Origin of the sequence: Bacteroides xylanisolvens XB1A (assembly GCF_000210075.1) — a bacterium.
Classification (GTDB): domain Bacteria; phylum Bacteroidota; class Bacteroidia; order Bacteroidales; family Bacteroidaceae; genus Bacteroides; species Bacteroides xylanisolvens.
The window spans coordinates 3,653,910-3,675,711 of record NC_021017.1; the positions used below are offsets into that span (position 1 = coordinate 3,653,910).

Genomic DNA, 21,802 nt, shown 5'->3' on the forward strand with positions numbered 1-21,802 from the left:
ATCCAGTCTATTGTATTAGATATTTTTTACTTTAATCAGATATTCGGCAATCTGAACAGCATTCAGGGCAGCGCCTTTCTTGATCTGGTCACCTACAATCCAGAAAGTCAATCCGTTTTCGTTTGTCAGGTCTTTGCGGATACGGCCTACGTATACCGGATCTTTACCTGCCAGGAACAGCGGCATCGGGTATTCTTTTTCTGCCGGATTGTCCTGAAGAACCAGCCCTTCACCGTTAGCGAATGCTTCACGAGCTTCTTCTACGGAAATCGGACGTTCTGTTTCTATCCAGATACTTTCAGAGTGAGCGCGTAATGCAGGAACACGTACACAAGTTGCACTAACCTTTACGTCAGAATGCATGATCTTACGTGTTTCATTGTACATTTTCATTTCCTCTTTCGTATAACCGTTTTCTGTGAATACGTCAATCTGCGGAATCAGGTTGAAAGCCAACTGATAGGCAAACTTCTCTACAGTCACAGGCTCGTTTGCCAATACCTGGCGATATTGTTCGTACAATTCGTCCATAGCAGCAGCACCCGCACCACTTGCTGCTTGATAGGTAGACACGTGCACGGTTTTTATATGAGAAAGCTTTTCGATGGCTTTCAGTGCAACTACCATCTGGATAGTCGTACAATTCGGGTTGGCAATAACGCCACGCGGACGTTCCAATGCATCTTCGGCATTTACTTCAGGCACAACCAAAGGTACATCGGCATCCATACGGAATGCGCTGGAGTTGTCGATCATCACAGCACCATACTTGGTGATTATTTTTTCGAATTCCTTGGATGTTCCTGCACCGGCAGAAGTGAAAGCAATGTCTACCCCTTTAAAGTCATCGTTGTGTTGTAAGAGTTTCACCTCGATCTGTTTACCGCGGAAAGTGTAAGTTGTTCCGGCACTACGTTTAGAACCGAACAAAACTAACTCGTCCATCGGGAAGTTTCTCTCATCGAGCACGCGCAGGAATTCTTGTCCTACGGCTCCGCTTACGCCAACAATAGCTACTTTCATCTTTTTCTTTTGTTAAATTGTGAATATTGAATTTCTTTCCTGTCGAATAGAAAAGATTTGGCTGCAAAATTATAACAATTTAGCATATAAACATCGCTTTTGAGAGAAATATTTCAGTTTTTCGGTGGATTTCTTTAACCTTACGTATAATCAAGTGTGGTTGTTGGATCGGATAAATGCACCAAAAGGGATGCATTCTCCGTCGCGATGCGAATCGGATTGGTTTCGTAGCTTGATAAGATTATCTTTATTGCCTAATATTACTTCGTTTAACTATAGTGTAACGCAAGGATAACTATAGTCTCCCTTGCGTATAACTATAGTCATACGCAAGAGACACTATAGTAGAACGAAATAAAAGTGCCTAATGAAATAGATCTTGATAGGTAAGCGGGGGAAAAGAAGTAGTAAGGTGAGTAATTGACTACTGAATAATACGTCTGGACATTCATTGTGATTCTGCAAACTTTTTTGTTCCTTTGCATTGAATTCCTAAAGCCACAGCCTATGAACCTGTTTGATTTTAATTTAACCTTACCGATTACCGACCCGACTTGGGTATTCTTTTTGGTATTGATTATCATTCTCTTTGCTCCGATGATCCTCGGACGTCTTCATATACCTCATATTATAGGCATGATTCTGGCGGGTGTCTTGATTGGCGAACACGGCTTTCATGTACTCGACCGAGACAGTAGTTTCGAACTGTTCGGCAAAGTAGGGCTCTATTATATCATGTTCCTTGCCGGTCTTGAGATGGATATGGAGGACTTTAAGAAGAACCGGACGAAAAGTTTCGTGTTCGGCTGGCTTACCTTTCTGATTCCTATGGTGTTGGGAATATGGAGTAGTATGAGTATGCTGGGATATGGTTTTCTTACGGCGGTATTGTTGGCAAGTATGTATGCTTCTCACACCTTAATTGCTTATCCTATTATTAGTCGTTACGGACTGTCTCGTTTGCGCAGTGTCAATATCACCATTGGTGGTACTGCTGTCACCGTCACCCTTGCTTTGATTATTCTTGCTGTCATAGGAGGCATGTTTAAGGGAACTGTCGATGGCTGGTTCTGGGTATTTCTTGTGGCAAAAGTGGCTTTCCTCGGATTTCTGATTGTGTTCTTTTTCCCCCGTATCGGACGCTGGTTCTTCCGGAAGTACGATGACAGCGTGATGCAGTTTGTATTTGTGCTGGCGATGGTTTTCCTCGGAGGAGGATTGATGGAATTTGTAGGAATGGAAGGAATCTTAGGAGCTTTCCTGGCGGGCTTGGTATTGAATCGCCTGATTCCTCATGTATCTCCTTTGATGAACCGGTTGGAATTTGTGGGAAATGCACTGTTTATTCCCTATTTTCTGATTGGTGTCGGAATGATTATTGATGTAAGAAGCCTGTTTACCGGAGGTGAAGCATTGAAAGTGGCTATTGTGATGACAGTGGTGGCAACCTTTAGTAAATGGCTGGCTGCCTGGATCACACAAAAGATCTATCGGATGCAGTCGAATGAACGGAGCATGATATTCGGCTTGAGTAATGCGCAGGCTGCGGCTACACTGGCAGCAGTACTGATCGGCCACGAAATTATTATGGAGAATGGAGAACGCTTGTTGAATGATGATGTATTGAACGGTACGGTAGTGATGATACTTTTCACTTGCGTCATCAGTTCTTTGGTGACCGAACGTTCGGCCCGCCGTTTCGCTCTGGATGAAAATGTGCAAGCGGAAGAAGAAGCTAAACAGATAAATAAGGAGCAGATCCTGATTCCGGTCGCTAATCCGGAGACGATTGAAGATTTGGTTAATCTGGCTTTGGTGATAAAGGATGCCAAGCAGAAGAATGCATTGGTTGCATTGAATGTGATTAATGATAATAACAGTTCGGAGAAGAAAGAGCAGCAGGGTAAACGGAATTTGGAGAAGGCTGCCATGATTGCTGCTGCCGCCGATGTGCCTGTCACGATGGTGAGCCGTTATGATTTGAATATTGCTTCGGGGATTATCCATACGATCAAAGAATATGAAGCTACAGATGTTGTGATCGGTCTGCACCGGAAGGCCAATATTGTCGACTCTTTCTTCGGACATCTGGCTGAAAGCCTATTGAAAGGTACGCATCGTGAAGTGATGATTGCCAAATTCCTGATGCCGGTTAACACCCTGCGCCGAATTAATATTGCCGTTCCGCCAAAGGCTGAATATGAATCGGGTTTCTCAAAGTGGGTGGAACATTTCTGCCGTATGGGAAGTATCCTCGGCTGTCGGGTGCATTTCTTTGCTAATGAGCGTACATTGATGCGCCTTCAGCAACTGGTGAAGAAAAGACATGCAGGTACCCCGACAGAATTTTCCATCCTGGAAGAGTGGGAAGATCTCCTGTTATTGACGGGACAGGTGAATTATGACCACTTGCTGGTGGTTGTTTCTGCCCGTCGCGGGTCTATCTCTTACGATACCTCTTTTGAACGTCTGCCGGCGCAACTGGGAAAATATTTCTCTAATAATAGTTTGATTATCATCTATCCCGATCAGTTTGGAGAACCGCAGGAAATTGTGTCATTCTCTGATCCGCGCGGACATAATGAATCTCAACATTATGAGAAAGTGGGTAAATGGTTCTATAAATGGTTAAAGAAAAACTGATGGAAAAATACGACTGGCAACAGAGAACAGCACTCCTGTTAGGAGAGGAAAAGATGGAACGCATCCGGAACGCGCACGTATTGGTCGTGGGATTGGGTGGAGTGGGGGCTTACGCCGCCGAGATGATCTGCCGCGCAGGAGTCGGACGGATGACGATTGTAGATGCCGATACAGTGCAGCCTACCAATATGAATCGTCAGTTGCCGGCCATGCATTCCACACTGGGAATGTCGAAAGCGGAAGTATTGGCTGCCCGTTATAAAGATATAAATCCGGATATCGAATTGACCGTTCTGCCCGTCTACCTGAAAGATGAGAATATACCGGAACTGCTGGATGCCAATCAATATGATTTTATAGTAGATGCTATTGATACAATCAGTCCGAAATGCTTTCTGATTTATGAGGCGATGAAACGTCGTATAAAGATTGTTTCCAGTATGGGAGCAGGAGCGAAGAGTGACATCACCCAAGTTCGTTTTGCCAATCTTTGGGAGACGTATCATTGCGGTTTGAGCAAGGCGGTACGGAAACGCTTGCAGAAGATGGGAATGAAACGGAAACTTCCGGTAGTGTTCAGTACGGAACAAGCCGATCCGAAAGCCGTGTTGCTGACGGATGATGAACAGAATAAGAAATCGACGTGTGGAACAGTCAGTTATATGCCGGCCGTGTTTGGGTGCTATCTGGCTGAATATGTCATTAAACGATTATAAAGGCTATTATGATAAAACTAGAAGGTATAACGAAGAGTTTCGGCTCATTACAGGTGTTGAAAGGCATTGATCTGGAAATCAATAAAGGAGAAATTGTCAGTATCGTAGGCCCGAGCGGTGCCGGTAAAACGACTTTGTTGCAAATCATGGGCACTCTCGATGAACCGGACGCGGGTACGGTGCAGATTGACGGAACAGTAGTAAGCCGGATGAAAGAGAAAGAACTATCTGCGTTCCGTAATAAGAATATCGGTTTTGTTTTCCAGTTTCATCAACTGTTGCCGGAGTTTACGGCATTGGAAAATGTGATGATTCCCGGCCTTATTGCAGGCGTTTCTTCCAAAGAGGCAAATGACCGTGCCACGAAGATTCTGGATTTCATGGGGCTGGTTGACCGGGCTTCTCATAAACCGAATGAACTGTCGGGAGGTGAGAAACAACGGGTAGCGGTAGCGCGGGCTTTGATTAACGACCCGGCAGTTATTCTGGCAGACGAACCATCCGGTAGTCTGGATACACATAATAAAGAAGATTTACATCAACTGTTCTTCGATTTGAGGGACCGTCTGGGGCAGACTTTTGTCATAGTGACGCATGACGAGGGACTTGCCAAAATTACGGACCGGACAGTCCATATGGTGGATGGTATGATTAAAAAATATTAATTAGAGAACCTAACTTCTAAAAATGTATACCAAAAAGGTAGAGCCTTGCAAGTGTTCTATCTTTTAGCTATATATTTATAGTCGCTTCTCTACGGAAGTCTGTGAAGATGATAGTAGAGTGTTTGTTTTGTTTGTGTGTGATGCATTCTTGTCTGGTGTGATAGGAATGCATCTTTTTTTATTTATTATAACAAATGTAGGGCTCGATCCGTTCAAGATCAATAGGAGTGAACTCCTCATAAAGGGATAATTGCTTCAGACTTTTTAAGATTCCTTTCTTTTTCCGATATTCTATGATGACCTTCGCTTGATAGTAGTTTATATATGGATGACGCATCATTCGTTCCATACCGGCTTTGTTTAAATTGATACGGTGTATCTGATGGGTGTCAATAGAAAACCACGGGCGGAGTCTTTCTACTTTTAGATGAATCTCCTGTAACTGCTCTATCCGGCAAAAGCCCCCCAGCCGTTCGCGGTAATTTACGATCATCCGGGCAATATTGCTTCCGACTCCCGGAATCTTTTTAAGTTCGGTGGTATCAGCAGAGTTGAGGCTGACGACAGTTCCCGGGAGGTATTTCACAAGTGTGTCCCGTTGTATGCTTTGTACGGTTAATAACCGTGTTGTATCTTTATCTTTCGAACTGAAATCTTCTGTAATTTGGATATAAGGATGAAGAGTCTGGTATTGTTCTTCTGTGAGTCCGTATATCTTCCGAAAATCCTCCGGATGGCGGAATTTGCCTTGTTTATGGCGATAGTGCAGGATATTCTTTATCATCCACGACGGTAATCCGAGTGAAAGGAAAGTAGTAGAGTCCGCGGTGTTCGGATCGAACATCGTAAGCTTGATTTCCCTTTGAGGGGTTGATGGAAAAGAATGACCGGACTTTGGGTGAGGTTTTGTTTCCCGGAGAGAGGAAATAAAGTCATTATATTCTTGATCGGCTTTCTCATTCTCTGTGCAGTCGGTATCTTCGGTACGAGTGCAAAAGGTAAAGAGTTCAGGAGCTGCATATACTCCTAAAATAAGAACGACAAGGACGATAATGCCTTGTCGTTCGGTTTTAGTATAATAAAGGAAGTTTTTCCACATTATAGCTTGATTAGCCCAAGTTCATTGATAAATATCAGTGAGATGGCGATTGGTGCGATATATTTTAATATAAAGATGATAAGCTTGTATACCGGTATCTTTAACGAGCCGTCATTGGTAATCTCTGACCATACAATCTTTTTATCCAGATACCATCCGGTAAAGAGGGAGATACACAGTCCGCCAAGTGGTAACATGATTTTAGCTGTTACAAAGTCGAAGAGATCGAACATTCCCAGTCCGAAAACGGTGAATCCTTTCATGACTCCCAATGATAATGAACAGAATATTCCGAGGAAGACACAACCGCCGGTGACTAACCTTGCTGCTTTTCCACGGGAAAGATTAAACTCCTCGTGAAGATAAGCGGTTACTACTTCATGCAAAGAAATGGTAGAAGTTAAAGCAGCCATCGCCAACAATGCGTAGAACATTACAGAGAATATGTATGCTAGTACGGGAACTCCGCCAAATGCCTGTTGGAATACATTAGGCAGCGTGATAAAGATCAGACTGGGACCTGAATCCGGTTGTATGCCAACCGAAAAGGCTGCCGGGAAGATGATAAATCCGGCTAGTATTGCCACAAAAGTATCAATGATTCCTACACTGAAAGCTGTTTTAGTCAGGTTGGTTTCTTTACTGAAATAAGAGGCGTAGGTGCAAAGGCATCCCATACCCAGACTCAAAGAGAAGAAAGCCTGTCCCATAGCACTTAAAAACACATTTCCGTCCACTTTGCTAAAGTCGGGTTTGAGCAGGAATTCAATACCCGCACCAGCTCCCGGTAGAGTGACCGAACAAACTACCAGTATGAGGATAATGATAAACAAGGTAGGCATCATGATCTTCGAAGACTTTTCAATCCCTTTTTCTACTCCTTTCACGATAATGAAATGAGTAATCAATAAAAATGCTACCAGCCATACGACCGGTCGCCATGGGCTACTGGAGAATTGTTGGAAAGAAGAGATAAACTCTCCGGAGTTTTTTCCGGCAAAGCCATTGGTGGCAGCCTCAAGAATATATTCAAGTGTCCACCCTGCTACTACTGCATAATAACTAAGTATCAGGAAACCTGCTAATACTCCCATGCGTCCTACCCAACGCCAATGCGTTCCCGGAGCTAATGTTTGATACGCTCTTGCAGTGTTGGCTCTTGATCGGCGTCCTATCAGGAACTCGGCAATCATAATAGGCAATCCCAAGAGAAAGATACAACCTAAATAGATCAGTATAAAAGCGGCACCTCCATGATTTCCTGTTTCGTATGGAAACCTCCATATATTACCCAACCCAACTGCAGAGCCGGCAGAAGCGAGTATGACCCCTAATTTGCTGCCGAAGTTCGCTCTATCAATTTTTGCCATAAATCTTGTTTTATCTTACAAATCGTTATAAAATATGCGAGTTAAAGTGCAAATATAGAAAATGATACTTATATTTGCACGAAAATTGTAATATTATTTAGATATGCTATCTTATATTAAGAAATATCCTATCTCGCTTTTTATCATTTTGACAGTGATTTATCTGTCGTTCTTTAAACCGCCTAAGACGGATTTGAATGAAATTCCCAATTTAGACAAACTGGTTCATGTTTGTATGTATTTCGGTATGTCGGGGATGTTGTGGCTGGAGTTTTTGCGTGCACATCGCAGGGATCATGCTCCCATGTGGCATGCGTGGGTAGGGGCATTCCTTTGTCCGGTGCTTTTCAGCGGTTGTGTGGAGTTGCTGCAGGAATACTGTACTACTTACCGGGGTGGTGACTGGTTGGATTTTGCGGCCAATACAACAGGGGCGATTCTGGCTAGTTTAGTGGCCTATTATGTCGTACGGCCGAGGATGAAAATAAATAAATAGTAAAGGCAACCTATGAACAACAAAGGTGAACGATAAGCCGTGAACGATGGCAAATAATAAACGGTGAATAATGGATATGATATAGTCAACCATTATTCACCGTTTATTATTTATCATTTGAAGTTTACCATTCCGGTTTTATAGAAATTCTACCGTTGAACTAAGCTTGATCCCATTGGAACCTTTAATAAGAATGGTATATCCTTTGGGTTTATCTTCTTGCAAATCCTTTATAACTTCCTGCACATCTGCATAAGTTTTAAAAGAATGTTCACTTGTGGCAAACTGTTCTCCCACGAGCCATACTTTCTCAAAATCACTTTCTTTGATGTAGTCAACGATTTTCTGATGCTCGGCCGGGCTATCAGCACCTAGTTCGCGCATATCTCCTAATATGAGCATCTTGTGAGGGACTGTCATGTTCTGGAAGTTTTGCAAGGCAGCCATCATGCTGGTTGGGTTTGCGTTGTATGCGTCAATGATAAGCGTGTTATCTTCCGTCTTTTTAAGTTGGGAACGGTTGTTCTGTGGCGTATACTCTGCCAGAGCTTCATCGATCTTCTTTGCTTCCACTCCGAAGAAACGTCCGATAGTGATGGCAGCCAGGGCATTCGGGAAATTATATTCTCCGATCAACTGTGTGCGAACCTGATGGCGTTCACCGTCCTTACCGGCTTTCCATTCGAAAGCAAGATAAGGCGAATTGCCGGTAATCCGGCCATTGACATAGAGATCATCTTCTGTTCCATAAGAAATCAGGTTCAGTCCCTGTGAGATATTCATCAAATAGGGGTTATCGTGATGGATAAAGGTGATGGCATCTTTCTTGCGGAGGAAATCATAAAGCTCTCCTTTGGTCTTGATAACTCCTTCGAAAGAACCGAATCCCTCCAGATGAGCTTTGCCTACGTTAGTGATAATACCATAATCCGGTTCGGCTATTTCGCAAAGAAACTTGATTTCCCCCGGATGGTTGGCGCCCATCTCAATGACGGCAAGGTCATGTTCCGGTTTTAACCGTAGCAGGGTAGTCGGTACGCCGATGTGGTTGTTGAGATTACCTAAAGTATAGAGTACATTGTGGGCTTGGCAGAGAACGCTGGAAATTAACTCTTTGGTGGTTGTCTTCCCATTAGTGCCCGTAATGCCGATCACTCGCGTTCCGAGTTGGCGGCGATGATAGTTGGCAAGCTGCTGCATGGTTTGCAGGCAGTCGTCTACAAGTATATATCGTTGGTCGCCTTCTATGGCATACTGTATTTCATCGATAATGGCAAACGCGCATCCGGAGTCCAGCGCTAATTTGGCAAATGCATTACCGTTGAACGACTCACCTTTCAAGGCGATAAACAAAGAACCGTCCGGGCAGTTCCGGCTATCAGTAGTTACTGATTGGCAATCCAGAAAAATCTGGTAAAGAGCAGAAAGTTTCATAACCTGATCTTTTATTTAAAACGTTGCAAAGATAGGCTATTCTTTCGGATTTGATGGGAGTTCGGACAGTTTTTTGCTTAGGCGTATATCAAAGGAAGAGTCAGGATCATCCGGCATCCTTCTGTATAAGAAGTGTCGATTCGGAGACTACCTCCTAACTTTTCGGCAATACTCCGGCATATTGGAAGTCCGAGCCCGGTGCCCTGCGTGAAAGAATTCATTTTGTAGAAACGTTCAAATACTGCTTCCTGTTGGTCTTTCGGGATGCCTGTTCCTGTATCGGTCACACTGATTTCAATTTTCTTTTCAGCTTCCAATACGGAATAAGCGATGCGAATACTGCCATGAGTCGTAAATTTAGCGGCATTATGTGCCAGGTTGTTCAATACTTGTGATATACGTTCCGAATTACTGCGTATGAGCAGGCTTTCTCTTTCAGGTTCGAATAAAACTTCTACATCTTTCTGCGTGTTATCTTTGGCAACTTCAGATGCAAGTTGACAGATCGCATGAAGGTCTGTTTCGGGGTCAGTGGGCAGTTGTTCGTATTGATCCAGTTCGGACAGCGTGAGCACATCAGTCACCAGTCGAAGCAAGTCGTTACTGTTGCTTTTGATGATATTGACAAACTCCTGTGTTTCCGGACTATTGCTGTAATGATCGCTTAATACCTGCGAGAAGCCTACGATAGAGTTGAGCGGTGTGCGGATTTCGTGCGTCATGCTCTGGATAAATGTTGTTTTCATCCGGCTGCTTGCCTCCGCTATATCTTTGGCTTTACGCAATTCTTCCCTCGATACCATAAGCTCTTCATTCCTTGTTTTAAGTTCGGCTTCCGAAACTTTCAGTTTGCGTTTCAGGAAGTTTTCTCTATAAAGGAATATGAATAAGATACCTAATAAAATAATCAATGAAATAATCAAGGTTGTTTTATTATGCAACTCCTTCTCTTGTGCCTGAAGCATGAGTTCTTTCTTTTCGGCATTGAGTTTTTCTACATTTAATAAGGTGGCGAATTCGCTGCTGGCCACTTGCTCATTGGCTATTTTCAAAGAGTCATCCGTGTTGATGTACATTTGCAGATATTTGACCGCCAGGTTCATATTCCCCATCTTTTGGTAGATTTCTCCTTGTGTGCGATAATGGCTGCTGCTAAGTATGCTTTCGCTTAAACGACGTTCTTCTTTTTCCTGCATCTTTGCGGCTTCCAGCGCTTTCTGATATTGTTTGGTCTGCTGGTAGTATAAACATTCTATATTATACAGTCTCTTTTTGATAGACTCCAGTCTTTTGTCCTGTTCAAACGCTGCCTGACACTCCTTCAATAATTTTTCGGCAGCTTGAAAGTCGCCGAACTTGCTGTAATAGTTTACAAATTCCAACTTGGCAGATATTTGTTGCGTAGAGGAATTGGCAGTCGCAATGGCTTTTTCCACAGCAGCCAATGCTTCTTTTTGCTTTTTCTGGTTGATGTAATAGTTGGCTATCTGGGCATAAGTCTGGGAGATGTTGTAGTTTTCGATCTTGTATTTTTCAGTCAGCTCGATTTCTTTCAATCGCCACTCGAACGCCATCGAATCGAATCTTTTGATGGTGTAGATTTGCGACATGATGTTATAGCAACGGGAGAGGCCGGTCTTATCATCCTCTTCTTGAGCTTCTTTTAACATGTTTTGCACTTCATAAAGTGCTATGTTTGTTCTGCTTGTTTTTAGGTAATAGGTAATTAATCTATTAGCCCATGCGAAGTAATAGTATTTAGGCTGATGAGTGGCCTTGGCGAATTCTTTTACTTTGTTGGTATAGTGGATTACGCTGTCTTCATTGGTTCCTTGGAAATAATAATAATCCAGTTGAGTGGCTATGGCTACTGCCTGCATTCGTTCGTCCTGCCGTTCGCCGGCCATTCGGAATAAAGTGTCGGACATATTAAGTACAACAGGCTCTAACAAGTATTCTTGACAACGTTGATAATATTCATAGAGAGTAGAGTCAACATTGAAAGTTTCAGCCTCTTTTTGAGCTTTAGCAGTAGTGGTAAAGAACAAAATGAGGAAAAGAAATCCTACGCGAAATAGGGTTAATCGGCTCATGGTATGAATTTTTCGGGTTCTTCTATAGTTTGCAAATATACGTTTATTTCTTCTTTTTAGTACGAATACTTGCTTTTTTTATCTACATTTGTAGGCGATCTAAAAGGAATGTTGTCAATGATGAAACCTATATCTCCTATTTGTATAAATGTAAAAGGGCGGTTGCTTGATCTTGCTACTCCGCAGGTGATGGGAATTTTAAATGTTACTCCCGATTCTTTTTATTCCGGCAGCCGGATGCAGACTGAAGAAGACATTGCTGCCCGGGCCCGGCAGATACTTGATGAAGGTGCTTCAATAATTGATATAGGAGCCTATTCTTCACGACCGAATGCCGAACATATTTCTGCTGAAGAAGAGATGCGAAGACTGCGCACCGGTTTGGAAATTTTGAATCGTAATCATCCCGAAGCCATTATTTCCGTTGATACTTTCCGGGCTGATGTGGCGGAAGAATGTGTGAAAGAATATGGAGTGGCTATTATTAATGACATAGCTGCCGGTGAAATGGATCACCGGATGTTTCAGACAGTAGCCGACTTGGGAGTACCTTATATAATGATGCACATGCAGGGAACTCCCCAAAATATGCAGAAAGAACCGTCTTATGATAATCTGATAAAAGATGTTTTCCTGTATTTCGCCCGTAAAGTGCAGCAACTTCGCGACTTGGGAGTGAAAGATATCATTCTCGATCCGGGATTCGGATTCGGAAAGACACTGGAACATAATTATGAACTATTGGCACATCTGGAAGAGTTTCATATCTTCGAACTTCCCGTTTTAGTGGGAGTTTCGCGGAAATCAATGATTTATAAATTATTGGGAGGAACCCCGCAAGATTCATTAAACGGGACAACCGTATTGGACACTGTTGCGTTAATGAAAGGAGCGCACATCCTGCGTGTACATGATGTGCGTGAGGCGGTGGAAGCTGTCCGGATCACAGAGAAATTAAAAATAGAGAGTGGATATGACAAATAAGAGGAGGGTGCATGTTTTTTGAGTTTGGTATAAAAGATTTTATCGATATCCTGCTGGTAGCTTTTGTTTTGTACTATACCTACAAACTGATGAAAGCTTCCGGCTCCATCAAGGTATTCACCGGAATTTTGGTTTTTATCCTGATCTGGCTGGTGGTGACGCAAGTGCTGGAAATGAAATTGTTGGGCTCTATTTTCGACACATTGATGAATGTGGGTGTGATCGCGTTGATTGTTCTTTTTCAGGATGAGATACGCCGTTTCCTCTTGACTTTGGGGTCTCACCGACATGTCAGCGCACTGGCCCGTCTTTTTAACGGTTCGAAAAAAGAGTCGTTGAAGCATGACGATATCATGCCGGTGGTAATGGCTTGTTTGAATATGGGGAAGCAAAAAGTCGGTGCATTGATTGTCATAGAGCATAACGTTCCTTTAGATGAAGTTGTCCGTACGGGCGAACTGATTGATGCGGCAATCAACCAACGTTTAATCGAAAATATATTCTTCAAGAATAGTCCGTTGCACGATGGCGCAATGGTAATCAGCAAAAAACGTATCAAGGCGGCAGGATGTATTCTTCCTGTATCCCATGATTTGAATATACCGAAAGAACTTGGCTTGCGACATCGCGCAGCAATGGGAATCTCTCAACAGTCGGATGCTCATGCTATTATTGTTTCGGAAGAAACAGGCGGTATCTCCGTAGCCTATCGCGGACAATTTTATCTTCGTCTGAACGCGGAAGAATTGGAAAGTCTGCTGACAAAAGAAAACTGATTTTATAGTGATAGGCCAATGGTCAAATAATGATGGTCGTTTTATGACTATCATTATTTGACCATTGGTGTTTTATTTATTATCTTTAGGGCAATAACAATAGATATGAACTATCCTTTTGTGACTTAATGGTTATGTTTCTGCCAGGTATTTCTGCGATCGGGAATAAATGAAATAAAGCCAAATAGCGCCAATTGGCGCTATTTTGCTTTATTTCTAACCCTTTTTGAATGATAATTATCCCCTCCTTTTTAGGTGAATCGCCTACCTTTGCCGTATACTATTAAAATTCTATTTTTGAATAAACCATGAAAAACAAAATTATTGCTTTACTGGTACTTTTTACAGTTATTCTCTTTAGTAGTGCACAGGCGCAAACCACTGCCCACAAATTTGAGGCGGGCAAGAACACATTCCTGCTTGATGGAAAACCATTTGTAGTGAAGGCGGCTGAATTGCATTACACCCGTATCCCACAGGCTTACTGGAGTCATCGCATAGAGATGTGCAAAGCATTGGGAATGAATACGATTTGCATTTATATTTTCTGGAATATCCACGAACAGGAAGAAGGAAAGTTCGACTTCTCCGGTCAGAATGATATTGCCGCTTTCTGTAAACTTGCGCAGCAACATGGAATGTACGTCATTGTCCGTCCCGGTCCGTATGTGTGTGCGGAATGGGAGATGGGAGGACTTCCCTGGTGGCTGTTAAAGAAAAAAGACGTAGCTTTGCGCACGCTTGATCCTTATTACATGGAACGCGTAGGCATTTTTATGAAAGAAGTCGGCAAACAACTGGCTCCGTTGCAAGTGGATAAAGGAGGAAACATTATCATGGTTCAGGTGGAGAACGAGTATGGCTCTTACGGAACCGATAAACCATACGTTTCTGCCGTACGTGATTTGGTACGTGAATCCGGTTTTACCGATGTGCCTCTGTTTCAATGTGACTGGAGCAGTAACTTTACCAATAACGCACTCGACGATTTGATTTGGACTGTGAATTTCGGAACTGGGGCTAATATCGACCAGCAGTTTAAGAAACTGAAAGAGCTTCGTCCCGAAACTCCATTGATGTGTAGTGAGTTCTGGAGCGGATGGTTCGACCATTGGGGACGGAAACACGAAACACGTCCTGCGAAAGACATGGTACAGGGCATCAAGGATATGCTCGACCGGAATATTTCTTTCAGTCTCTATATGACTCACGGAGGGACGACTTTCGGTCATTGGGGAGGTGCAAACAACCCGGCTTATTCCGCTATGTGCAGTTCGTATGATTATGACGCTCCGATCAGTGAAGCCGGATGGACTACCGAAAAGTTTTTCTTGCTTCGCGATTTATTGAAAAACTATCTTTCGGCGGGTGAATCATTGCCTGAAATCCCCGCTGCTTTGCCTGTTATTGAGATTCCAGAAATTCATTTCAATAAAGTGGCTCCACTATTCTCGAATTTGCCGGAAGCCAAACAAATAGTGGATATTCAACCGATGGAACAATTCAATCAAGGATGGGGAACTATTCTGTATCGGACCACACTGCCTGAAGCAATCCCCGCAGGAACCGTTTTGAAGATTACGGAAGTGCACGACTGGGCGCAAATCTATGCCGGCGGCAAACTTCTGGCTCGTTTGGACCGTCGCAAAGGAGAATTTACTACGACTTTGCCCGCACTAAAAAAAGGTACGCAACTGGATATTCTGGTGGAAGCAATGGGACGTGTCAACTTTGACAAATCCATTCACGACCGCAAAGGTATTACAGAAAAGGTGGAGCTAGTTTCGGGTAATCAGGCTAAGGAATTGAAAAACTGGACTGTGTACAACTTTCCAGTAGATTATTCTTTTATTAAAGACAAGAAATATAACGATACAAAAATACTACCGTTTATGCCTGCTTACTACAAGAGCACTTTTAAACTGGATAAAGTAGGAGATACATTTCTGGATATGAGTACATGGGGTAAAGGTATGGTTTGGGTGAATGGTCATGCAATGGGGCGTTTCTGGGAAATCGGTCCGCAACAGACCCTCTTTATGCCGGGCTGCTGGCTGAAAGAAGGAGAGAATGAAATTCTCGTATTGGATTTGAAAGGTCCTGCCAAGGCTTCTATCAAAGGCTTGAAGAAACCTATTCTTGATATGCTTCGTGAAAAAGCTCCCGAAACACACCGCAAGGATGGAGAAAAACTGAAACTGGCAGGTGAGAAAGTAATACATGAAGGTGCTTTCACTCCGGGCAACGGCTGGCAGGAAGTACGATTTGCTGCTCCAGTGAAAGGACGTTATTTCTGTTTGGAAGCGCTTTCTCCGCAAGCAAATGATAACATCGCAGCAGTGGCAGAGTTCGATGTCCTGGGAGCTGATGGCAAACCGGTATCTCGTGAGCATTGGAAGATTCGTTATGCCGATAGCGAAGAAACGCGTAGCGGCAACCGTACAGCCGACAAAATATTTGATTTGCAGGAATCTACTTTCTGGATGACTGTGGATAATGTCCCTTATCCTCATCAACTGGTGATTGACTTGAGTAAAGTGGAAACAGTGACCGGCTTCCGCTATCTGCCCCGTGCCGAAAAAGAATATCCGGGCATGATTAAAGAATATCGGGTGTATGTGAAATCTGCCGACTTTAATTACTAAACTATTGATGTACAAGCATTGAAATGATAATAGATATGAAGAAAAATATAATCCTTTTCGCACTCCTCTTCGTAGGAGTGTTGACTGGATATTGCCAACAATCTGCCTACCTGTTTGTTTATTTCACCGGCAATCGCATGAGTGAAGAAGCCGTCAGGATGGCTGTTAGTCTCGACGGATATAATTATAAAGCTTTGAATGGAAATCAACCGGTACTTGATTCCCGGGTGATTAGTTCAACAGGCGGAGTGCGCGATCCTCATATTTTACGTTGTGAAGATGGGAAGACATTTTATATGGTAGTTACAGACATGGTATCTGCCAATGGATGGAGTTCTAATCGCGCCATGGTATTGCTGAAATCGAAAGACCTTGTACACTGGACTTCCAATATCGTGAATATCCAGAAGAAATATCCCGATCAGGAAAACCTGAAACGTGTGTGGGCGCCACAAACGATTTATGACAAGGAAGCCGGAAAATACATGATCTATTGGTCCATGCAACATGGCAATGGCCCGGACATCATTTATTATGCTTATGCTAACAAGGATTTCACCGATATAGAAGGAGAACCGAAACCACTGTTTCTTCCGAAAAACGAAAAGTCATGTATTGACGGCGACATTATTTATAAAGATGGAATTTATCACCTGTTCTATAAAACGGAAGGGAATGGAAATGGCATTAAAAAGGCTACTTCTCCTTCTCTGATCTCCGGACAGTGGACGGAATCAGATGACTATAAGCAGCAGACGAAGGATGCAGTAGAGGGTGCGGGTATCTTTCCATTGATTGGCTCGGATAAGTACATCTTGATGTATGATGTGTATATGAAAGGCAAATACCAGTTTACGGAAAGTGTCGATCTGGAACACTTCAAAGTGATTGACCATGCTATCAGTATGGATTTCCATCCACGCCACGGTACTGTTATTCCGATTACTCAAAAAGAATTGCAACGCCTTTTCAAGGCGTATGGTAAACCGGAAGGTTTCTGATCTAAAGGAGGAAGGTCAAAACCCATCTAAATTAGAAATCATCCTCGCCACAGCTTCTTGTCGCGAAGATGATTTCGTTGAAAGGAAATTTGGGCACCTCTCATCTACAAATTCAATGAATTTCAAGCGGGTAATTTTCATTTCCAGATAAATACATTCACCCTTTCGTCTTTTTTTGAGTTATTAAGATAAGGTGGATTCACTAGTGTAATCCAGGAAAATAGTATACGATATTGGAAAAAGTGTATATTTTACCCTTGTTTACTTGTTTCTTATATATTTTTAAGTGTAAAACAACCAATTATAGCTTGAAATATATCAGTTAGAATAATGAAAATCTTAACTTTGCGATTGATAATCTTAATGCAATAGATACCATGAGAAATTTATTCCTGTTTTTAGTTGTCTTGTTTTTGTCGTTTCAGCAAGTCACTTTAGCTGCAATCAAAGAAATGACGAGTACCCCCGATTCGGTTTATCTCTTTTCCTTTGCCACTTCCGGAGACGACGGACGTAGCGGGCTTCGTTTTGCCTGGAGCATGGATAAGGAAAACTGGTTTGAAGTCGGCCGGAACTACGGATATCTCCGGTGTGATTACAGCCGTTGGGGATCACAGAAGAAAATGCTCGACCCTTATTTGAAACAGTCGCCCGCTGGCGAATGGATATGTACCTGGAAATTGAATGATCGTGATGGATACGGTCAGGCCACTTCTAAAGACTTGATAAACTGGACCAGCCAGAAATATCCCCGTACTACTTCCGATTTTGACGGAACAAGAGTGAAAGCCGTAGTTGCCGGAGAGGAGCAGAAAGGAACTATCAACCGGGTAGCGTGGACTTTGGTAGATGGATTAAATAAGAACTATGGCTGGAATCAATATCGGAACTCATTGCATGAAGAACGTCCGGTGCAGGATGGAGAACGTTTTGCCGGTTTGAAGCCTGTAAATGCAATGGTCACCGTACAGCCCGAACGTGCCAAAGACATCAGCGATGTCTTGTTGGGTGTCTTCTTTGAAGATATTAATTATTCGGCAGACGGAGGACTCTATGCAGAGCTGATCCAGAACCGTGATTTCGAATACGACCCTTCAGACAGGGAAGGGGATAAGAACTGGAATAGTACTCATTCCTGGACATTGAAAGGAGATAAAACCACTTTCACCATTAACACTACCGATCCTATTCATGCCAATAATCCACATTATGCCGTATTGAATGTAGAACGACCGGGAGCCGCGTTAGAAAATACAGGCTTTGATGGTATCGCGCTGAATGTCGGAGAGAAATATGACTTTTCCATATTTGCGAGGGTTCCGCAGGGGCAATCAAACAAATTGCAGGTTCGTTTGGTAGATGGAGAAGGAAATATATGTGGAGAGACTTCTCTGACTGTATCTTCCCGGCAATGGAAAACGTATAAAACAGTGATTACTGCCAAAGCAACCGCAGATACTCGCCTCGAAATCATTCCCCAATCTGCTGGAGAATTGAATCTGGATATGATTTCCCTATTTCCGCAGCATACATTTAAAGGACGCAAGAACGGACTCCGCAAGGATCTGGCTCAAGTGTTAGCTGACATTCATCCCCGTTTCATCCGTTTTCCCGGTGGCTGTGTGGCTCATGGTGATGGTCTGAAGAATATCTATCAATGGAAAAACACAGTCGGTCCGTTAGAAGCAAGAAAGGCGCAACGTAACCTTTGGGGATATCATCAAAGCATGGGACTGGGATATTTTGAATATTTCCAATTCTGCGAAGATATTGGCGCAGAACCGCTTCCGGTATTGGCAGCCGGTGTTCCTTGCCAGAACTCTGCCTGTCACGGTGACTTGAGAGGCGGGCAGCAAGGCGGTATCCCAATGAGCGAAATGGGTGCTTATATTCAGGATATTCTTGATCTGATAGAGTGGGCAAACGGCGACGCTAAGAAGACAAAGTGGGGAAAGGTACGTGCCGAAGCAGGCCATCCGAAACCTTTTAATCTGAAATACATTGGCATCGGAAATGAAGATCTCATCACCGATATCTTCGAAGAACGTTTTACAATGATATTTAATGCCATCAAAGAAAAATATCCTGAAATGGTCGTTGTAGGTACAGTAGGACCGTTCAATGAAGGAACAGACTACGTAGAAGGATGGAAACTGGCCGACAAACTGGGTGTGCCGATGGTGGACGAACATTATTATCAGACTCCGGGATGGTTCCTGAACAATCAGGATTTCTACGATAAATACGACCGTTCGAAAAAGACAAAAGTATACCTGGGCGAATATGCGACTCATATCCCGGGACGAAAAGCGAATATCGAAACTGCACTGACGGAAGCTCTTTATCTTGCTGCCTTGGAACGCAATGGAGACGTTGTACACATGACTTCCTATGCTCCTCTTCTCGCCAAAGAAGGACATACCCAATGGAATCCGGATTTGATTTACTTCAATAACCGGGAAGTGAAACCTACCACCGGATATTATGTGCAGAAACTCTACGGACAGAATGCCGGAAACGAATATTTGCCGTCGAAGATCACTTTGGATAATAAAGACGATAAAGTGCAGAAACGTTTTGCTTCTTCCATTGTCCGCGATTCGGCAAGTGGAGATGTGATTGTAAAGTTGGTCAACTTACTTCCAGTAGAGGTTAATACCCATGTCGACCTTTCCGGAATCGGTGTGATACAGCCTTCTGCAAAGAGAACCGTACTGACCGGTAAACCGGCAGATACTCCGCTACCTGTTGAAGATACGGTGGAAGTGGCAGAAAAGTTTGATTGCCAATTGTCTGCCTACTCTTTTACGGTGATCCGGATAAAAAAGGCAAATGAGAAATAACAGGAAATAAATGAAGAACATAATAACATGAATAATATGAAGAAGATAATAAGCACTCTACTGGTGGCTGGTTGCTGTCTGACTTCGCTGATGGCACAAGACGTGGTCGTGAAAGGACCGGATGAAAAACTGCAATTGGTTGTCTTTACTTCTCCTACCGAAAAGCCAAGTTATTCCATTACCTATAATGGGAAAACCATGCTGGAGAAATCACCTTTGGGTATGAACACGAATATCGGTGACTTTGCTAAAGGAATGAAACTGACAGGGCATACGGTCACCCCGATTGATACTGTCTACCATCAGGATCGTATTAAAACCTCACAAGTGTATTATCAGGCAAACGAGCTGAACTGTCATTTTGAGAATCCGAAAGGGCAGAAAATAGACGTTGTCTTTCGTGTCAGCAACAATGATGTAGCTTTCCGTTATATTCTGCCGCGTCAAGATGGAAAAGGAAGTGTAACGGTGACTGCCGAAGAAACCGGTTTCCGTTTTCCGCAACAGACTACTACTTTCTTGTGTCCGCAAAGCGATGCTATGATAGGATGGAAGCGTACAAAACCCAGTTATGAGGAAGAATACAAGGCAGATGCTCCGATGAGTGACCGTTCCCAGTACGGGCATGGTTACACATTCCCTTGCCTGTTCCGTATTGGTGACGATGGTTGGGTGCTGGTTAGCGAGACAGGAGTGGACAGTCGATATTGCGGCTCACGTTTAAGCGATGTGAGCGAAGGTAATCTGTATACGATTGCTTTCCCGATGGCAGAAGAAAATAATGGCAACGGAACGGTTGCTCCGGCATTTGCCTTGCCGGGAGCTACTCCCTGGCGTACCATCACTGTCGGCGAGACTTTGAAACCGATTGTGGAAACAACTGTTGCGTGGGATGTCGTGCGTCCTCTTTATGAAACAAAATATGACTACCGTTTCGGACGCGGCACATGGAGCTGGATTCTTTGGCAGGATGGTAGTATCAACTATGACGATCAGGTGCGATATATTGATTTTGCTGCGGCAATGGGATATGAGTATGCGTTGATTGATAACTGGTGGGATACGAACATCGGTCGTGACCGCATGAAGTCTTTGGTAGAATACGCACGTAGTAAAGGCGTGGAACTCTTCTTATGGTATAGCTCTTCCGGTTATTGGAATGATATTGAGCAAGGACCGGTTAATCACATGGACAACGCCATTATTCGCAAACGGGAGATGAAATGGTTACAGAGTCTTGGAGTAAAAGGCATTAAAGTCGATTTCTTTGGTGGCGACAAGCAAGAAACGATGCGCCTGTATGAAGATATCTTGAGTGATGCCGACGATCACGGCCTGATGGTGATCTTCCACGGTTGTACAATCCCTCGCGGATGGGAACGCATGTATCCGAATTATGTAGGTAGTGAAGCCGTACTGGCATCCGAGAATATGGTATTCAACCAGCATTTCTGCGATAAAGAGGCTTTCAATGCTTGTCTGCATCCGTTTATCCGCAATACGGTGGGTAGCATGGAATTTGGCGGCTGTTTCCTGAACAAACGGCTGAACCGCAACAATGACGGAGGAACTACGCGTCGCACTACTGATATATTTCAATTAGCCACTACCGTGTTATTCCAGAATCCGGTACAGAACTTTGCACTTGCCCCCAACAACCTGAAAGATGTTTCCCCTGTTTGCATGGACTATATGAAAACGATTCCTACCACGTGGGATGAGACGTGTTTCATTGACGGATATCCGGGGAAATATGTAGTCTTGGCACGTCGTCACGGTGGCACTTGGTATGTGGCGGCCATTAATGCAGGAAAAGAAACATTGAAGTTGAAACTGGATTTAGAGATGTTTGCCGGAAAAACAGTTTCTCTGTATAAGGATGATAAAAAAGGAGCACCACAGCTAGTGCCGTTGAAAGTAAAAGAGAACGGTAAAGTACAGCTGGAGATTCTTCCGCAGGGAGGTGCTGTATTGGTAAACAAATAGATGATAGTTCTACCGTTTGTTGTGGGAT

At 43.4% G+C, this 21,802-nt stretch carries 15 protein-coding genes; 10 read left to right on the forward strand and 5 right to left on the reverse strand.

What is annotated here, in order from left to right:
• Window positions 1-15: 15 nt before the first annotated feature.
• Complete coding sequence (locus tag BXY_RS14165; protein ID WP_008642977.1) at window positions 16-1,023, reverse strand: aspartate-semialdehyde dehydrogenase; 1,008 nt, start codon at window positions 1,021-1,023, stop codon at window positions 16-18.
• Window positions 1,024-1,530: 507 nt separating this feature from the next.
• Between BXY_RS14165 and BXY_RS14170 the strand changes: the two genes are divergently transcribed.
• From BXY_RS14170 to BXY_RS14180, 3 genes are read left to right on the forward strand one after another with little or no spacing between them, the layout of a single operon-like run.
• Complete coding sequence (locus tag BXY_RS14170) at window positions 1,531-3,666, forward strand: cation:proton antiporter domain-containing protein (RefSeq protein ID WP_008642978.1); 2,136 nt, start codon at window positions 1,531-1,533, stop codon at window positions 3,664-3,666.
• Window positions 3,648-4,382, forward strand: a complete 735-nt coding sequence (locus BXY_RS14175) for a tRNA threonylcarbamoyladenosine dehydratase (RefSeq protein WP_208946820.1) — start codon at window positions 3,648-3,650, stop codon at window positions 4,380-4,382. The genes BXY_RS14170 and BXY_RS14175 overlap by 19 nt, the downstream gene beginning before the upstream one ends.
• 8 nt (window positions 4,383-4,390) lie before the next feature.
• The gene (locus BXY_RS14180; protein WP_008642980.1) at window positions 4,391-5,047 is read left to right on the forward strand and encodes an ABC transporter ATP-binding protein; all 657 of its coding nucleotides are present in this window, start codon (window positions 4,391-4,393) and stop codon (window positions 5,045-5,047) included.
• Window positions 5,048-5,225: 178 nt separating this feature from the next.
• On the opposite strand, the gene BXY_RS14185 is transcribed toward BXY_RS14180, so the two are convergent.
• Both BXY_RS14185 and BXY_RS14190 read right to left on the reverse strand, forming a co-directional pair.
• Window positions 5,226-6,146, reverse strand: a complete 921-nt coding sequence (locus tag BXY_RS14185) for a helix-hairpin-helix domain-containing protein (protein ID WP_008642981.1) — start codon at window positions 6,144-6,146, stop codon at window positions 5,226-5,228.
• The gene (locus tag BXY_RS14190; RefSeq protein ID WP_008642982.1) at window positions 6,146-7,516 is read right to left on the reverse strand and encodes a sodium-dependent transporter; all 1,371 of its coding nucleotides are present in this window, start codon (window positions 7,514-7,516) and stop codon (window positions 6,146-6,148) included. The genes BXY_RS14185 and BXY_RS14190 overlap by 1 nt, the downstream gene beginning before the upstream one ends.
• A 103-nt stretch (window positions 7,517-7,619) precedes the next feature.
• Here BXY_RS14190 and BXY_RS14195 point away from each other — a divergent pair, with 103 nt between their 5' ends.
• Window positions 7,620-8,012 (forward strand): VanZ family protein, encoded by a 393-nt coding sequence (locus BXY_RS14195; protein WP_015532267.1) that lies wholly within the window; start codon window positions 7,620-7,622, stop codon window positions 8,010-8,012.
• A gap of 138 nt (window positions 8,013-8,150) precedes the next feature.
• On the opposite strand, the gene BXY_RS14200 is transcribed toward BXY_RS14195, so the two are convergent.
• Together BXY_RS14200 and BXY_RS14205 are read right to left on the reverse strand one after the other, a co-directional pair.
• Complete coding sequence (locus BXY_RS14200) at window positions 8,151-9,446, reverse strand: UDP-N-acetylmuramoyl-tripeptide--D-alanyl-D-alanine ligase (protein ID WP_015532268.1); 1,296 nt, start codon at window positions 9,444-9,446, stop codon at window positions 8,151-8,153.
• Between the two features lie 77 nt (window positions 9,447-9,523).
• A complete protein-coding gene (locus BXY_RS14205) occupies window positions 9,524-11,539 on the reverse strand; it encodes a tetratricopeptide repeat-containing sensor histidine kinase (protein WP_015532269.1) in 2,016 nt (671 codons plus the stop codon).
• Window positions 11,540-11,656: 117 nt separating this feature from the next.
• Between BXY_RS14205 and folP the strand changes: the two genes are divergently transcribed.
• The 6 genes from folP to BXY_RS14235 all read left to right on the forward strand — a co-directional run bounded on the left by folP (window position 11,657) and on the right by BXY_RS14235 (window position 21,774).
• On the forward strand, window positions 11,657-12,523 hold the full coding sequence (gene folP / locus BXY_RS14210; RefSeq protein WP_015532270.1) for a dihydropteroate synthase: 867 nt from the start codon (window positions 11,657-11,659) through the stop codon (window positions 12,521-12,523).
• 11 nt (window positions 12,524-12,534) lie between these two features.
• On the forward strand, window positions 12,535-13,299 hold the full coding sequence (cdaA, locus tag BXY_RS14215) for a diadenylate cyclase CdaA (protein ID WP_004299718.1): 765 nt from the start codon (window positions 12,535-12,537) through the stop codon (window positions 13,297-13,299).
• Between the two features lie 308 nt (window positions 13,300-13,607).
• Entirely contained in the window at window positions 13,608-15,944 is a 2,337-nt protein-coding gene (locus BXY_RS14220) for a beta-galactosidase (RefSeq protein WP_015532271.1), read from the forward strand.
• A gap of 23 nt (window positions 15,945-15,967) precedes the next feature.
• A complete protein-coding gene (locus tag BXY_RS14225; RefSeq protein WP_015532272.1) occupies window positions 15,968-16,945 on the forward strand; it encodes a glycoside hydrolase family 43 protein in 978 nt (325 codons plus the stop codon).
• A 377-nt stretch (window positions 16,946-17,322) separates the two neighbouring features.
• Entirely contained in the window at window positions 17,323-19,788 is a 2,466-nt protein-coding gene (locus BXY_RS14230; protein WP_015532273.1) for an alpha-L-arabinofuranosidase C-terminal domain-containing protein, read from the forward strand.
• 36 nt (window positions 19,789-19,824) lie between these two features.
• A complete protein-coding gene (locus BXY_RS14235; RefSeq protein WP_118407421.1) occupies window positions 19,825-21,774 on the forward strand; it encodes a glycoside hydrolase family 97 protein in 1,950 nt (649 codons plus the stop codon).
• The last annotated feature ends 28 nt before the right edge of the window (window positions 21,775-21,802 follow it).